Here is a 16,103-nt window from a genome sequence, read left to right as displayed (position 1 = left end):
TCAACCCTCGTCAGCGATCCCGTACTCCTTCAGCTTCCGGCCCAGCGTGTTGCGGCCGATCTGCAGCACCTTCGCCGCCGCCGTCCGGTTGCCTTTCACCGAGTCCAGCACCCGCAAGATGTGTCGCTTCTCCACCTCGGCCAGCGGCAGCAGCTCGCCGTTGCCCTCCGAGTCCACCGCCGTGTCCCTGCTCTCCACCACGGCCGGGGGCGCGCCGACCACCTTCGGCAGCGGCAGGTGCTCCTCGAGGATCTCCCCCTCGCACAGCACCACCGCGCTCTCGATGCAGTTCTCCAGCTCGCGCACGTTGCCCGGCCAGCGGTAGCGCTTCAGCCGCTCGAGCGCCGCGGCGTTCAACCTGGGCAACGGCAGCCGGTGCCGCTTCGCCGCCGCCGCGATGAAGTGCCGCGTCAGCCGCTCGATGTCCTCCGCGCCCCGCTCTCGCAGCGGGGGCAGGACCAGCTCCACCACCTTGATGCGGTAGTACAGGTCCTCTCGGAACTTCCCCTCCGCCGCCATCTTCGCCAGATCCCGATTCGTGGCCGCGACGATCCGCACGTCCACCTTCAACGTCTGCGTGCCGCCCACCCGCTCGAACTCCCGGTCCTGCAGCACCCGCAGCAGCTTGCCCTGCACCGGCAGCGGCAGCTCGCCAATCTCGTCGATGAACACCGTGCCGCCATCCGCCGCCTCGAACTTGCCCGGCATGCGGTGGTCCGCCCCGGTGAAGGCTCCCTTCTCGTGGCCGAACAGCTCGTTCTCGATCAGCGACGCGGGCAGCGCCGCGCAGTCCACCTTCACGAAGGGCTTGTCCCGCCTCGGCCCGTTGACGTGCACCGCCCGGGCGAACAGCTCCTTGCCGCACCCGCTCTCGCCCCGCAGCAACACCGTGGCATCCGTCGGCGCCGCCTTCTGGATGAGCCGGTAGATGACCTTGAGGGGCTCGGACTCACCGATGATCCGGTTGAAGAAGTAGCCCACCGGCGCGTGCGGCTGCTCCTTCGCCCGCTGCAGCTCCTGGTACAGGCTCGTGCTCTGCAGCGCGTGGCTCGCCTGCACCGAGATGGCCATGAGCCGCTCCACGTCATCGTCCGTGAAGCGCCCTCCACCCCGGCGGTTGAGCACCTGCAGCACGCCGTAGAGGGAGCCACTCGCGTCGCGCAGCGGCACCGCCAGGATGGTGGTGGTGCGGTAGCCCGTCATCCGGTCGATGTCCGCGAAGAAGCGGCTCTCACCCCGGGAGTCCGGCATGTTGACGGGCTCGCCGTGCTCGGCCACGTAGCCGGCCACGCCCTGACCCAGCTTCACGCGGATCTGCGACACCTCGGGCAGGTGCGCCGCGCGCGAGAAGAGCTCTCCGCGCGCGGCATCCAACAACCACAGCGTCCCCCGGTCCGCCTGCATCGTCACCGCGATGCGATCCATCAACGTCTGGAGGAACGCATCGAGATCGACCTCGCGGCCGACGAGCCCGCCAATGGGGAGCAGGACCTGACTGACATCCGAGGAAGTGGCCATGACGGGCAGGGGGGGAAGCTCGAAGCCTGGGGGGAGACTATCGCAGTGTGGGCCCATGCGCCCCTCCCCTCACGCACAAGCCGCTCCGAGGATGATCCGCTTGCCCTCGCGCGCCGGCTCGGCGGCGGCGAAGTAGTTGCGCGCCTCCTCGGCCATGTTCTCCACCATGTCGTCGTTGTGCGCCGGATCATGGTGGAAGAGGAAGAGCCGGCGCGCGTTCACCGCCGACGCCACCTGCGCCGCGTCCACCATGGTGGAGTGCCCCCAGCCCTTCTTGGGGATGCCCTTCTTCCCGTTGTACTCGTCCGGGGTGTACTGCGCGTCCAGGCACAGCGCGTCCGCGCCCTCCATCCACCGCGCCACGCGCGGGTCCAACGTGGCCAGGGAGATCTCCATGTCCGTGGCGTAGACGAAGCTGTGGCCGTCCGCCTCCACCCGGTAGGCCAGGCACCCCTGGGGATGCGGCGCGTCGAAGGGCGTCACCTTGAAGGGCCCCACCTCCACTGTCCGCCCGTGCAGCGCCGCGTCGAACGTCATCCGCGAGCGCATGGTGGACAGCGGCACCGGGAAGTTGGGGGGCTCCATCTGCCTGGCCAGCACCGACTCCAGCGCCCGCGCCCCGTCCGGCCCCGGGCCGTACAGCGCCAGCTCCGTCGTGGGCAGGAAGGCCGGCGTGAAGAAGGGGAAGCCCTGCACATGGTCCCAGTGCAGGTGCGAGAAGAAGATGGAGGCCTTCTGGGGCGCGCCCTCGCGCATCATCACCTCGCCCAGCGCGCGGATGCCCGTGCCCGCGTCCAGGATGAGCCGGTGCCCCTGGCTCGTCACCTCCAGGCACGACGTGTTGCCTCCGATCCGCGCCGCGTGCGACCCCGACACCGCGATGCTCCCCCTCACTCCGTAGAAACGCACTTCCATGGCTGCTCCTCCTCGAAGGCTGGGGCGGTCCGATCCGTTCCGCCCGTCACGTGCCTCCCTCAGAGCAAGGACGCGGCCAACGCCAAATGGCTGGATTTACTTGGAATCCAGGGCGATAGAGGAGGTCGGCCGCTCCATTCCGGCGCACCTGTATGGAGCGGACGATCCGATCCGGATCGACCGGGAGCGCGTGGAGCGGCCGGGCATTGTGGGGGAATGGGCGCACATGGAAGACTCGACGCGCCGCGATATGCGCGGCATCAGGGGGGAACTCCCGCGTGTATCCCGAACGATTCCGGCTTCCCCAGGTCACCGAGCACGTGCTGGCGTGGCTCGAGCGGCGGCGGCCCGGGTTCGGTGAATGGAGCGACGAGGTGGAGGCGCAGCTGCTGGCCGAGGCGCGTCTGGCCCTGGCGGATGTGGCCCATCGCTTCTCCGAGGTGGCGGTGGATCCCGGCTACTGGGAGCGGCTGGAGCGCGGCGTCTTCACGGTGGTGCTGCCGCGCTATTTCCAGCTGGCCCGGGAGCACCACGCGCTGCAGCGGCGCAAGTACGGTTTGTGGCGCGGAGGGGATCTGCTCTCGCGGGCCGCCTACACGGGGGCGGGCATCGCCGCGGCGGTGACGATCGCCCTCACGCGGGTGCCGGACTGGTTCGAGCCGCTGCCCTTCGCGTTCATCCTCTTCGGGCCCTTCCTGCCGGACATGCAGGAGTCCTTCTTCCAGCGCCGTTACCGGAGGCAACTCGCCACGCTGGTGCGGGACATGGGCGTGGAGCAGAGACAGCTCGAGGCCTACCGACCGCTGGACGAACCCCTGCGCCCGGAACTGGGGCCTGGGGAGACACATTCAAAGGAGAAGGCATGAAGTTGTCGGGAGAGCGGATTGTCGCGGCCCTGAAGCAGCCGAGGACCCGGGTGCTGTGGCCGCTGGGAGTGGCGTTCTTCGCGGGCCTCTTCGCGTACAACGCGTGCACCGTCTACGTGCGGCCGTACCAGGTGGGGGTGAAGCAGGTCATCCTCGGAGGGGAGAAGGGCATCCGCGAGACGGTGTACCGGCCGGGCCTGCACTGGGTGACACCGGGTGCGGAGCGCATGCACCTGTTCCCCAGTGATTTGCAGTTGCTGGAGATGGCGGACAACGCGGCCGAGGTGGGTGAGGGCGCGGACCACCGGGTGGTGCGGGCCATCAAAATCCAGACGTCCGAGGGCTACACGGTCTCGGCGGACGTCACGGTGCTCTACCGCATCGAGGATCCGTACAGGGTGATCACCCAGATCGGACCGGGGCGGCTGTACGAGGACTCGGCGGTGATTCCGCGCGCGGAGCAGGTGCTGCGGCGGACGCTGGGCGAGATGGACGCGGATGACTTCTACAAGGGAGACAGGCGCGACAAGGCCGTGTCCCAGGCGCAGAAGCTGTTGATCACGGAGCTGGAGCCCAAGGGCATCAAGGTGACGCACGTGCTGCTGCGCCAGTACCGGTACGACTCGCGCTACCAGCAGGCGATCGAGCAGCGGAAGATCCAGGACCAGTCGGTCTTCAAGAACATGGCGGAGACCGCGGCGGCGCAGGCCGAGGCGGACAAGAACCGGATCATCGCCGAGGGCCAGGCGAAGGTGCAGGTGGAGCTGGCGCGCGGAGACGCGGAGGTGGCCAAGCTGCGCTCGGAGGCGGAGCTGTACCGACGCACCCAGGCGGCGCAGGGCGACCTGGTGGTGAAGCTGGCCAAGGCGAAGGGGATCGAGCTGGAGAACGTGGCGCTGCGCGGCGCGGGCAGCGAGAACATGGTGGGCCTGAAGATGGCGGATGTGCTGGGCGGCACGCAGGTCATCGTGGTGCCCACGGACGGGGAGGGTGGGGTGAATCCGCTGGATCTCAACGCGGCGCTCAAGCGCTTCGACGTGAAGGGGCTGTGAAGACCATGACGCGCATGGACTTGAGGATGCTGGGGGTGTTGGTGCTGCTGGCGCTGTCGGTGGTGCAGGGGTGCGCGTGCCACTCGACGGACTCGAACGAGGTGGGCGTGCTCACGCGGAAGTTCACGCTGGTGGGCTCGCGAGGCGTGCAGCCGGAGACGTACGCACCGGGCGCGACGTACTTCTTCTTCCCGCCGTTCTCCACGGACTGGAACACCTTCGAGACGAAGCTTCAGAACCTGCGGATGCGGATAAAGGGGGATGAGGAGAAGGGCCGGAGCGACGACATCGAGTTCAAGACGGTGGATGGCAACGACATCGCGGTGGACGTGACGGTGGCCTGGCGGATCGATCCGGCGAAGGCGCCGCACCTGGTCCAGAAGGTGGGGCGCTCCACGCTGGACGTGGAGAACCGGCTGATGCGGCCGGCGACACGAGCGCTGGTGCGGGACGCGTTGAACGTGCTGCGCTCGGAGGACTTCTACACCGCGGACAAGCGCTTCGCGGCGGCGGAGAGCGCGCGCAAGCTGATGGAGGATGCGCTCGCGCCCGAGGGGGTCATCGTGGAGCAGGTGATCCTGCAGGAGCACCGCTTCAATCCCGAGTACGAGAAGGTGATTCGGGAGAAGAAGCTGGCGGAGCAGACGGCGGAGAAGCTGCGCTCGGAGGCGCAGGCGGCGGCGGAGGAGGCCAAGCGCAACCTGGAGTCGGCCAAGGGCACGGTGTCACAGAAGATCGCCCAGGCGCAGGGAGAGCTGGAGCAGACGAAGCTGGCGGCGGACGCGGAGCTGGTGAGAGCCACCAACGAGGCGACGGCGATCCTCAAGGAAGCCGAGGCGAAGTCGAAGGGCATCGCCAAGGAGAACGAGGCGCTGGCGGGAGCGGGCGGCCGGACGATGGTGAAGCTGCGCATCGCCGAGGCGCTTCAAGGCAAACAGATCATCTTCATTCCCAGCGGGCGCGGCGGAGCCACGCTCCAGACGATGGACATGAACCAGATCCTCTCGCAGTACGCGGTGAGCAAGAGCGCACAGAGCTCCGCGAACAACGGACAGTGACCTGTGTATGCCCCCTCTCCCTCTGGGAGAGGGCTGGGGTGAGGGTCTAGGGCGCCTTGGGATCAGCCCCCTGGACGTCGACCTGCTCCAGCACCTTGTCGTCGATCTCGACGGGGGTGCTCTTCTTGAGGTTGGCGATGAGGTCGTCGATGGCCCGCGAGCGCCGCTCCATCTTGAGGCGGGCCTCGATGCGCGTACGGACCATGTCGAAGGCCAGCGTGCCGTCGGGGCTCCCGAAATCCGAGAGGTGCTCCTGGTAGTACTTCTGGAGCTCCGCCTCGCTCACGGGCTGATTCTCGAGAGTCGCGGCATGCTTCTGGAGGAGCTTCTGGACCATCAGCCGCTCGAGGGAGGCCAGGACCTCGGGATCCTTGTCCAGCCCCTGCTTGCGGGCCTCCTGCGCGAGCAGCTCGACGCGGATCTGGTTCTCGAGGAACTCCTTCTTGCGCTCGGCGGTGGTGTAGCGCGCGCGAATGGCGGGCGGCTGCTCATCGAGCCGGGCCTTGAGCTCCTGGAGCGTGATGGTGCTGTCACCCACCCGTGCCACGACGGGTTCTTGCTTCGGTGGCGTGCCGGATCCGGACTCCTTGCATGCACAAACCAATAACAGGAGTGAAACGGCGCCCTGGGAGAACTTCATGAATCGCATGATGTGATGTCGATCTTGAGCAGCGCTTTCAGTCGAACGCGCCGGGTGTCTACCCGCCGGAGTGTGTCACGTCACGGGTTGCTTGTCCTGTAGCCAACAGATCCCCTATACGGGCCCTTCACCCATGGAAGGGGTCGTTGTGTCTGGACTGAAGCCACTTCGCGGTCTTCTGACCCTGTTGCTGGTGGGCGCGTCGTCCCTCTCCTTCGCGGATACGGGGAACGTCACGGTCGTGAAGGTGGACCCTGACGACTACACCGGGACGGGTGATGCCCGGCGGAGCGTGGCCCAGGCGTTCTACGCGCGGAACTCGGACGCCTACGACTTCCTGGTGGTCTTCCCCGGCTTCGACACCATCCTGCGCCAGGATGACGTGAATCCGAGCCACACCGTGGGTCTGCACACCCTGGTGAGGAACTCCGTCAAGGGCATCGGCAAGCCGATCAACTACGACATCGGCGCTCTCTTCCATAGTGCCCGGCAGCTCAAGGGCTACATCGACATTGGCACGCTCCGGCCGACCTCTCCGATGAAGACGGAAGCGGAGGCCCTGCAGATCCTCGCCCACGAAGTGGCGCACCAATGGTCGGGGCAGGCCGGGAAGGAACTCGGCATGCTGGGGGAGGAGGACTCCCACTGGAGCTTCTTCCTGAGCTCGAACGCCTCGGTCCTCTACGGTTCGGAATGGAAGGACAACAAGGACGCGACCCCCACCAAGATGGGGACCTTCACCGCTGTCGAGTCCATGCGGCGCTACTCGCCGCTGGACCTGTACCTGATGGGCTTCATGGCCCCCGAGGAGGTCCCTCCCTTCCAGCTGCTCACGCCCGGCAGCGGGGTCACCCAGAATCCCGATGATCTGCCTCCGCTCGACGCCACCGTCACCATTCCTGCCACTCCGGCCACCCTCCAGGTGGAGAACCTCATCGCCCTGCTCGGCGAGCGGAGTCCAAAGGCGGCGAATACGCCTCGTGACCTGAGAGCCGCCTTCATCCTGCTGGTTCCAGAAGGGCAGGAGGCCACCGCGGCGCAGCTCGCGCATGTCGAGAAGGTGCGGGCCGCCTGGGCCAACCAGTTCTTCTACCTGACGCGCGGTCGCGCCTTCATGCAGACCGAGCGGGTGGATCGGGCCCCGACGGGCTCCTGGGTGGGTGAGGTGCAGGGTCTTCAGTACCTGCTGAATCACAAGACCGGGACGCACTGGCAGGATCACCCGGAGACGGCTGTCCGTGAGACGGAGGCGGTGCTCGCCGCGCTGGCGTACTTCGACGGCAGGGAAGGGGTCTTTCAAGCCGTGAAGGACGGGGCGGACTGGCTCGACGAGCGCACGCCCAAGGATGGTGACGAGCGGGCACGCCGCCTGCGAGGGCTCGCGTTGGCCTGGAGGCCCGATGATCCGGGCCTCGCTTCGCTCGCGCAGGACACCGACCCCCTGGGGATTCGTTGGGAAGGAGGACGTGGCTACGCGCCCGGATACGGCGCGACCGTTCTCGACACCGCGCTGGTCGGACTGGCGCTGACGGAGACGGAGGCCGGGAGAGCGGAGAGCGAGCCCTTGAAGTCCACGCTCGCGGGGATCGAGTCGTACCTGCTCGCCCATCAGAACGGAGATGGAGGCTGGCCGGCCCTGGAGCGCGGTCCGAGCCGGCTCGAGACGACCGCGCTGGTGCTGCAGTTCCTGGCCCGGCGTCCGCGGATGGGCTCCGCGCTGGATCCCATCTCCATGGCCGTGGGAGCGGCCTTCACCTACCTGGAGGCGCACAGGGGGATCGATGGTCTCTACCGTGACGACCTCGATCTGCCGAGCACGACCGCGGAGGTCGTCCTGGCCCTGGTGGCCTGGGGGGAGCTGGGGGCCGGGGATGGCGAGCAGATCATCGCCTCGCTCCAGGCGCAACAGCTCGCGGATGGAAGCTGGGAGGGCTCGGTCTACCAGACCGCGCGGGTGCTTCATGTGCTCCGGTTGCTGCAGGTGCCCAACCTCTCCATCGCCAGCGTGGAGCTCTCCGGTTGCTCCGTATTGGAGGGCGCCTCTGGCTGCTCCGTGTCGGAAGGGGCGGGGGCCACCGTGGAGGTGCTGGTGCGCAACACTGGCTTCATCGCCTCGGATGAGACGACCCTGGTTCAGGCCGTCGACTCGAACCGTGTTCTCTTCGGTGATCCGCAGGATCTTCCTCCGCTGGCGCCTGGAGCGACCGCCAGGGTCCGGCTCCCGATCGATACCAGCGAGCACGCGGGTTCGACCCAGCTGTTCGTGGTGGTCGATCCCTGGGATGACATCGATGAGGTGCGTGAGGACGACAACCACGCGGCGAAGGACTTCATCGTCAATCCGGCGCCGAGTGGTGTGGATCTCTTCGTGGTGCCCGGGAACGTGGTGGCCTCGCCGGAGAAGGTGGGTCATCTGCCCCAGACGCTGCAGGTGACCGCCCTGGTGGGCAATGCGGGTCTTACGCCAGCCAACGGAGTCGTGGTGTCGATCTCCGTCGGAGAGACGGTCCTGAACAGCACCACCTTGAATCTGGCGGCCCAGGCGAAGGACGTCCCGGTGTCGCTCCCGGTGGTCATCCAGGGCGGACCGTATCCCGTCGCGCTGAAGGTTCGCATCGCGCAGGCGTCGGGTGCACCCGAGGAGACTCGGGTGGACAACAACGTCGCCACCTTGAATGTGGCGGCGGAGAGCACCGTGGGCCTCCAGGTGGGGGCCCTCCAGCTGCCGGGAGTAGCGCTGATCGACAACGTCCCCACCACGGATCAGAACGCCACCGTGCCCATCACGTTCGAGGTCTCCAATACGGGGACGACCGAGGTGGTCGGAGCGAGCGTGGAGGTGCGTGTGGTGGCGGCGGATGGGGTGCGCCTGGTGACGCTGCCCGCGTCCCTGCAACCCCTGGCCTCGGGGCAGAAGAGGCCGGGGACGGTGTCCTGGGTGGCCACCCACGCTGGCACCTACACCGTGGAGGCCCAGGCCATGTACCAGGGCACTCCTCGGGGAAGCGCGGTGACGGCCACGCTCAAGGTCAATCCTTCCAACGAGCCAGACCTTCAGCTGGGGGCGGGCGCCATCTCCACCTCTCCCCAGCCGCCGCTGCAAGGGAAGAAGGCGGACATCCTCGTTCGGGTGCGCAATGCCGGAGCCCCGGTGGGAACATTCACGGTCGATCTGTTCCTGGGGAGCGCGACGGGTACGCCTGTCGGCAGTGCCACGGTGGAGGGGCTCGCGGCGGGAGAGTCGAAGGTCGTCACCTTCGAATACACCCCGCCTGGCGCGGACAAGTTCGTGCTGGTGGCGCAGGTCGATAAAGGCAATCAGGTGGATGAGCTCGAGGAGAACAACAACACCTCGGTTCTGGAGCTCACCCCCCGTTCCATTCCCGACCTGGTGCTCACGGAGGGAGACATCCTCCCGGACAATTCCTTCCCCACGGCGGGCGATGCGGTCTCCGTGACCGTCTCCGTCTACAACCGGGGGGAGCAGCCATCCCAGCCCACCCAGGTGCACCTCTACCGCGGAGCACCGAAGTCGGATGGTAGCAATTTGATCGACCAGGCCCCCCTCGCGGCGGTCGAGGCGGGGGCTCGGGGGCAGGTCGTCATTCCCTGGTCCACCTCGGGGCTTTCAGGGGCGCAGACCCTGGTGGCCATCGTGAATCGCGATGGACTGATCCAGGAGCAGAGCACCGGTAACAACCGGGCCGAGCGCCAGATCCTCATGCAGACCGGAGCGGTCGCGCTCACCGAGCCCTACATCTCGCCCAATGGCGATGGCGTGAAGGACTCGACCGGGATCTTCTACCGGCTTCCCGATGACAGCGGTGCCTCGAAGGTGCTCGTCACCACGCGAGACGGAACGCAAGTGCGGACGTTCGAGGTTCCCGAGAGCGGTGAGCCCTCGGTTTCGGTTGTGTGGGATGGGAAGGACGAGGCGGGCAGGGTGGTGAAGGACGGTGAATACCGGATCATCGTCCTCGCTGAAGTTGGCGGTAAGCAGGTCCAACTCGGCATGGCCGTGGCAGTGGTCGACACCAACGGGATCCAGATCGATGAAGTCGAGGATCCATCGCTGATCCGTCACGCTTTCTTCAAGAACGTGGATGCTGGTGACCGGGGGATGCCGGACGACAGCGGCCTCGTCTACTTTGGAAGCAATGCCTCCACTCGCATTTGTGGCTTCTATCGCCAGTCACTCATGGGAGGAGAGCCCGAGCTGCTCGCTCAAGTCGGCGTGATGGGCGTGAGTTGCAATGTCAATATGTATAATTTCGAGGTGTCTCCGGATGGCAATTCCTTTGCCTACCTCGAGTACAATTCCTCGACGGGAAAATACGAGCTGAAGCGTGTCCTGCGGGGAGGGAAGGCGCCCTCGACCCTGGTTTCGAGCAATATCTCCCAAGAGGACATCATCGCCGGCCCCATCCGGTTCCAGGCGGATTCACAACGGCTCTGGTATATCTGGAGTTCCGCCTCGTATACCTACACTTCTCACCAGCTTCGCAGTGTCGGCGTGCAGGGAGTGCACGACGTCAGGACCGAGGTCGCTGCCTCATACAGCAGGATTGGCGGCCCCGCCTACTCTGATTATGGCACCCTCAACGACTTCAGGCTGTCTCCTGATGGGCGTCATGTGGCTGTTTCGGCCTGGCATCGTGATTCCAGATTCGGGTGTCTGAACAAAATCTCACTCGACCAGCCGGACTACGCCTCGGCGATCGAATGCCACTACCAGAACAGTTTGAACGTGTTCGGCTGGGTCGATGGAGGCAACTCCCTCCTCCTGGCCCGCTACGTTCAAGACTTCTTTGATGGAGGGCTCTACCGGAATGTGGGGGTGCAGTGGGTGCTCCATGGCCTGGAGTCCGGAGAGAGAAAGGCGTACCCAGACTCCCGGTTCAAGACCTATGGGTTCGCACTCAGTCCTCGAGGCGACGCCGCGGTCAGCTTGATTTCGGGGCCTCCGGGAGGAGTGACCCTCGGCATCACCAGGCCCGTCATTGATGGCGATTCCAAGGAGTTCGCCTGGGTGCCTGGTGTGAATGGGGTGGGATTCGAGTGGTCTCCTCGCGGAACCTTCCTCCATGGCGAGGTGAGCGATGGGTTGTCGTACTGGGCCATGTACCACCTGGAGAACCTGTCGGCGTGGATCCAGGCGTCCCGCCCGCCCGGCGGCTCCGCCATCTCCCTCAGGGGAACGGCCACCGATCGGAACTTCGACAGTTACACCGTCGCCGTCCGGCCTCTTGGCTCGACGGCCGAGCCGGTGGTGGTCGCGCAGCGGCGGGTGCCCGTCATCGAGGGGCAGCTCGCCACCTGGAACCCGCCTGGCCCTGGCTTGTACGAGGTGATGCTGACGGTCAGGGACAAGGCCGGCAATTCAGTCACCCGGACCACGAAGGCCATCTGGTCCAATGCCGCCTCCACCATCGCCAACCTCTCCGCCGATCCCGTCATCTTCTCTCCGAATGATGACGGCGTGCTGGATACGGTGGCGATGAAGTACCAGGTGACTTCTCCCACCAGCGCCGGATTCGTCGTGACCCGCACCGACACCGGTGCGGCCGTGAAACACTTCGGGAGCCCTCCTCTTGAAGTGGGTTGGAACGAGTTCACCTGGGATGGGAAGGTGGACAACACGCGTGTCCCCGACGGTGACTACCTGATCAGCGCGGATCGGGCCAACACGGGATTCGTGGTGGACACGAAGCCTCCTGTGGTGAGCATCGCGCCGGGCCAGCAGCTTCCCAGGGTCGGCAAGCGGTCCATTTTCATCGACAGCAGCGGGACGTTTGCCTACTCCGCGGAAGGCAGGCCCGTTGAGATTCCCTCTGTGCGGGTCTGGGCGGCCTCGACGACCGACGAGCTCCATCCGGGTGAGGAGAAGCTGGAGTCCGTATCTGGGACGGGTTCCGTCGCGATCGAGCGTGACGGGATTCCCAATAGCCAGACAGGTGAGACTCTCTGGGTCGCCTTGCCCGAGGAGCTGCGGGGTGGGCAACTGCAGGTACGCGCCAGGGACATGGCGGGTAACACGGGTTTGAGCCCGCGGGTCACCGTGCCCGAGCGGCTCTTCCTGACTGGCATCGGAGAGGCGTCCACGCTCGAGTCCGGTGGCACGTTGCACTACGACGGGCGGACCATCCCCCGTATCGATCTGCTCCGCCCGGTGAAGAACCAGGTCCTGGTGGACCACCTGGGCCTGTTCGACGCAACGACCGACATCAATCCCTCGAGCTTCACCTTCAAGCCCCAGCGCTATGCCTTCGCGCTCGCCAATACCGTGGGAGAGCGCATCGTCTCCTACGCGGTGTCCTACCCGTCTCCGGTGACCGGAGCCACGGTGGTCGACTACATGAACGTGGAGATGCTCGCGGAGGACGCGATCGTCTGGGATGCCCGCACCCTTCCGGTGCGCCCCTTCGACCTCCACATCCTGGCCACGGATGCCACGGGGCGGGTCTTCTCCACGAAGGTTCCCTTCGTCCCCGGCGCGACCGTGGACACCTGTATGAAGTACGAGGGCGGAGCGGAGGAGGCCACGATCTCCGTCCGGCTCGCGCGTGGCGCTCCGGATACCGAGCTGCTCGCCCCGGGTGCCACGCTGGAGTTCATCCCCTATGGTGGCGCCACCTCGGAGGTGCGCGTACCGGTCTCTCTCGGCGGTGCGATCCTCGACGGGGACATCCTCTACAGGACGCAAGTGCCCACCGGCGGCCTCACGAAGTGTCTCTATACGGTGGCGATCCAGGGAAAGCGCATCGACGGTAGTGATGTCGAGGGGTCCGGCATCCTGAATGTCTGCGGGTTGATCGACGTCGGAGCGGCCTCGGGCGCCTCGCGGCAACCGCTCAGCCTCATCGAGACGTTCCGCCAGCCGCTCCAGTCCGTCGAGGTCTATGTCACCGACGAGAGCACAGGCCTGCCGCGTCTGGTCACGACCCTCCCAGGCTTCGACGGCCAGTCGGCGGAGGTGCCAGTTCCGGGACTGTCCTGCGGAGAGCGGAACCGGTTGCGCTTCGTGGCGAAGCTGGCCGACGGCACCGTGCTCGACAGTGCGCGCAACGAGCAGACCATGCTCCGCCTGTGCGACGCGCGCGAGCCTGAGTGTGCCAACATCGATATCAATATCGAACGCCGCGCGAATGCGGCTGTCTGTGCATCCCAGAACCCGGTCTACGACATCTCGGTCAACGCCAGCACCGACGTCGCGGGGGGCTGGCAGAAGCTCGAAGCGTGGCTGATCACGCCCATGGAGAAGCGCGTCAAGCCACTCGCGCTCACCCAAAGCGCTTCAGGTACCCTCTGGACCCAGGAAGTGGAGACGGGAGACCTGCCGGAAGGGGAGCATCGCGTCGAGGTCATCGCCACGACGGTGAAGGGGACCCGGCACAGGAGGATTTCCAGCATCACGGAGGGATCGGTGTTCGTGGACCGGACGCCCGTCCAGTTCACCCTCTCGGCGCCCGCTGACGGTGCGCAGTTCTGCCCGGTGGCCTCGAACCTCTCCGATGGAACCCTGGGGACGTCCTTTGATTTCAAGGGACTCCTCTCCGACCAGTGGTTGGAGCTCGCTGGATTGGAGATCCGACCTGTCGACAGCAACGAGGTCAAGACCGTGTCTCTCTTCTCCAAGACGAGACCGGAATGGGTGCTCGCCGAGGGCACGCTCGGGAAGATGGATGCCGCGGATCTTCCCCCGGGTGCCTATACGCTCACCGGCTTCGCTCGTGATGCCAGTGGTGGCTCGGTGTGCCTGACACCTCGCACCCGCACCTTCTACGTGAGCGATGGCATCAACCTGGATGCACTGACGGTGGACCCGGTTGTCTTCAATCCTGGTCCCCAGGGGACCGAAAACAAGACGACCCTGGTGCACTACTCCCTGGATGGTCCCGGGGATGTGACCCTGTACGCCGTCAGTGCGGGAGGGCAGACGTCGGTGGTCCATCGGTTCGGCGGACAGGCCAAAGGGCTCCACGACTTCACCTGGAATGGGAGCGTGGTGGTGGGGGGGGATGCCTTGATCGACGGGACGTACACGCTCCGGGTGGAGGCCGTCGATGCCTGCGGCCGTCAGTCCGTGAAGACCACACAGGTGGTGCGCGACACGACTCCGCCCGTGGCCCGGATCGATACACCGGTGGTCGGGGCTTCCGTGGGGTCTGTCATCCAGGTTACGGGTCAGGCAACGGATGCCAACTTCAAGAGCTACTCGCTGTTCTTCGAGGGAAGCACCGCCAAGCCCTTTGAATCGGAAGTGGCCGCGACGGGCGTGCTCGGAACGGTGAGCACCGCTGGCCTCGTGAACGGCGAGCATACCCTCGTGCTCACGGTCAAGGATCAGGCCGGTTTGACCAGTGAGGCGAGGATCAAGGTCCAGGTAGCGGCCGGGAGTGTGATCGCCAGTTTCTTGATCACGCCCGATCTCATCTCTCCCATTCAGCCGCTCGGGAAGGTCGTCGCCAACATCGTGCTGCGGCAGTCCGCGAGGGTGGAACTGCAGATCGAGACCAAGGATGGTTCACTCAAGACGCTGCATGGACCGATCCTGCTCGATCCCGTTCCCACCGCGGTGGAGTTGCCCTCGGCCCTCTTCGACGACCCGAGGCTCGATGTCGATGGCGATTACAATGTGAAGCTCGTCACCACCGTGGATGCGCTCGCGCTCACCGAGACGGCTGTCGCTCGGCTCGCGATCGATCGCACCCCGCCCACGCTCGAGCTCACGGCACCGCAGGCGGGCGGCCGCGTGCCGGGACGTGGAGACGTGGTTGGCTCCGTCTCCGACCCCCATCTCCGCGAGTGGAAGGTCGCCTACGGTCTGTCGGGACCGGGAGCGGTGATCGGCAGCGGCCACCAGGCCCAGGGAGCCAACAGCATCCTGGCCCGCTTCGAGGGGCTGACGGACGGGGCGCAGCGGATCGTGCTGACCGCCACGGATGGTGCTGGCAACAGCGCCAGCACCTCGGTGAACTTCATCTCTGATTCGACGCCTCCCCGGATTGCCTTCCTCTATCCCGTGGCGGGTGAGTACCTCTCTTCGGACCCGATCACCGGCTCCCAGATGGTGGGGGGCCACGTGTCTGGCGATGACCTGTCCCAGGTGACGCTCTCGGCCAGGAGCGGCACCAGCTCGCAGGAGATCGGCACGGTCGTTCCCCCGGTGGAGGGGGATGTGGAGCTCCCCTGGTCCCTTGCCACCGAAGGGCCGGTGACGCTCGTCTGGACGGCCACGGATCTGGCTGGCAACAGCGCCCATGCCGAGATCCCCGTGGTCGTGGACAACACGGATCCGGAGGCGCAGATCTCCTCGGTTCAGGTTGGCACGTCCTCCATCAAGATCAACGGCACCGCACGCGATACCAACCTGGCGAGCTACACGCTGGAGCTCGCCAGTGGCTCTTCCACGGGGGCGTTGCTCTTCAGCGAGATTGCCTCGGGCACTGTGTCCGTGGGCTCGGGCTTGCTGGGCGAATTGCCGGTGCTTCCCGCCGATGGCATCTATACCGCCCGGCTCACCGTTCTGGACCGTGCCAACAACAGCAGGCAGAGCGACCCCTTTGAGTTCGTCGTCGACACCCAGCCGCCAACGCCTCCGGTGCTCAGTGCGATCGTGAAGCCGGGGCGGCACGTCGAGCTCTCCTGGACCGCCAGCAGCGATGCCTCCGGCATCAAGCAGTACAAGATGAAGCGCGCCACCGGCTCGGGCAAGTTCGGGGATCCGGTCGTGCTGTCGGGCACCACCCTGTCCAAGGTGGACGACCTCACGACGAATGGCACCTACCGGTACATCGTGGTTGCCGTCGATCAGAACAGCCTCGAGAGCGTGCCTTCCAACGAGGTGTCCGTCGGCGTCGACATGCCGGTCGTCGTCATCAGCCAGCCAGTCGCGCAAGCGGTGGTCAGCGGTCGCGTCGAGGTGATGGGAAGCGCCTACGCGGTCGAGAACTTCAAGGAGTACAGGCTGCTCCTCGGCGAGGGTGTTAATCCCTCGGCGTTCACCCGTGTCCTGTCGTCCTCTCGGATGGCCGCCTCCGATGCACTACTGGGG

Annotated in this window: 7 protein-coding genes (1 of these 7 cut by a window edge); 4 read left to right on the top strand and 3 right to left on the bottom strand. The window is 66.2% G+C overall.

Features of this window, described 5'->3' with window-relative positions:
* Both JRI60_RS27985 and JRI60_RS27980 read right to left on the bottom strand, forming a co-directional pair.
* Entirely contained in the window at positions 1-1,518 is a 1,518-nt protein-coding gene (locus JRI60_RS27985) for a sigma-54-dependent Fis family transcriptional regulator (RefSeq protein WP_239469755.1), read from the bottom strand.
* A gap of 69 nt (positions 1,519-1,587) precedes the next feature.
* Complete coding sequence (locus tag JRI60_RS27980) at positions 1,588-2,433, bottom strand: MBL fold metallo-hydrolase (protein ID WP_204218937.1); 846 nt, start codon at positions 2,431-2,433, stop codon at positions 1,588-1,590.
* 278 nt (positions 2,434-2,711) lie between these two features.
* Here JRI60_RS27980 and JRI60_RS27975 point away from each other — a divergent pair, with 278 nt between their 5' ends.
* From JRI60_RS27975 to JRI60_RS27965, 3 genes are read left to right on the top strand one after another with little or no spacing between them, the layout of a single operon-like run.
* The gene (locus JRI60_RS27975; RefSeq protein ID WP_204218936.1) at positions 2,712-3,299 is read left to right on the top strand and encodes a hypothetical protein; all 588 of its coding nucleotides are present in this window, start codon (positions 2,712-2,714) and stop codon (positions 3,297-3,299) included.
* A complete protein-coding gene (locus JRI60_RS27970; protein ID WP_204218935.1) occupies positions 3,296-4,351 on the top strand; it encodes an SPFH domain-containing protein in 1,056 nt (351 codons plus the stop codon). Before JRI60_RS27975 ends, JRI60_RS27970 begins: the two co-directional genes overlap by 4 nt.
* Positions 4,352-4,356: 5 nt before the next feature.
* Positions 4,357-5,409: a prohibitin family protein gene (locus JRI60_RS27965; RefSeq protein ID WP_204218934.1), complete on the top strand. Its 1,053-nt coding sequence runs from the start codon at positions 4,357-4,359 to the stop codon at positions 5,407-5,409.
* A gap of 46 nt (positions 5,410-5,455) precedes the next feature.
* Here JRI60_RS27965 and JRI60_RS27960 read toward each other — a convergent pair whose 3' ends face one another.
* Entirely contained in the window at positions 5,456-6,049 is a 594-nt protein-coding gene (locus JRI60_RS27960) for a peptidylprolyl isomerase (RefSeq protein WP_239470852.1), read from the bottom strand.
* Between the two features lie 148 nt (positions 6,050-6,197).
* Here JRI60_RS27960 and JRI60_RS27955 point away from each other — a divergent pair, with 148 nt between their 5' ends.
* On the top strand, positions 6,198-16,103 hold the 5' portion of the coding sequence (locus JRI60_RS27955; RefSeq protein ID WP_204218932.1) for a CARDB domain-containing protein. Its footprint extends 6,864 nt past the window's final position; only the first 9,906 of its 16,770 coding nucleotides appear in the window; it begins with the start codon at positions 6,198-6,200; its stop codon lies beyond the right edge, outside the window.

Origin of the sequence: Archangium violaceum (genome assembly GCF_016887565.1) — a bacterium.
Taxonomy (GTDB): Bacteria; Myxococcota; Myxococcia; order Myxococcales; family Myxococcaceae; genus Archangium; species Archangium violaceum_B.
The sequence above is the reverse complement of the archived record's forward strand: the minus strand, read 5'-3'. Positions and strand labels throughout refer to the sequence as shown.

What these genes read in the sequence shown, in the direction of transcription:
- JRI60_RS27980 (WP_204218937.1), bottom strand. Translation starts at nt 2,433, where the DNA reads ATGGAAGTGCGTTTCTACGGAGTGAGGGGGAGCATCGCGGTGTCGGGG.
- JRI60_RS27970 (WP_204218935.1), top strand. Translation starts at nt 3,296, where the DNA reads ATGAAGTTGTCGGGAGAGCGGATTGTCGCGGCCCTGAAGCAGCCGAGG.
- JRI60_RS27985 (WP_239469755.1), bottom strand. Translation starts at nt 1,518, where the DNA reads ATGGCCACTTCCTCGGATGTCAGTCAGGTCCTGCTCCCCATTGGCGGG.
- JRI60_RS27965 (WP_204218934.1), top strand. Translation starts at nt 4,357, where the DNA reads ATGACGCGCATGGACTTGAGGATGCTGGGGGTGTTGGTGCTGCTGGCG.
- JRI60_RS27960 (WP_239470852.1), bottom strand. Translation starts at nt 6,049, where the DNA reads ATGAAGTTCTCCCAGGGCGCCGTTTCACTCCTGTTATTGGTTTGTGCA.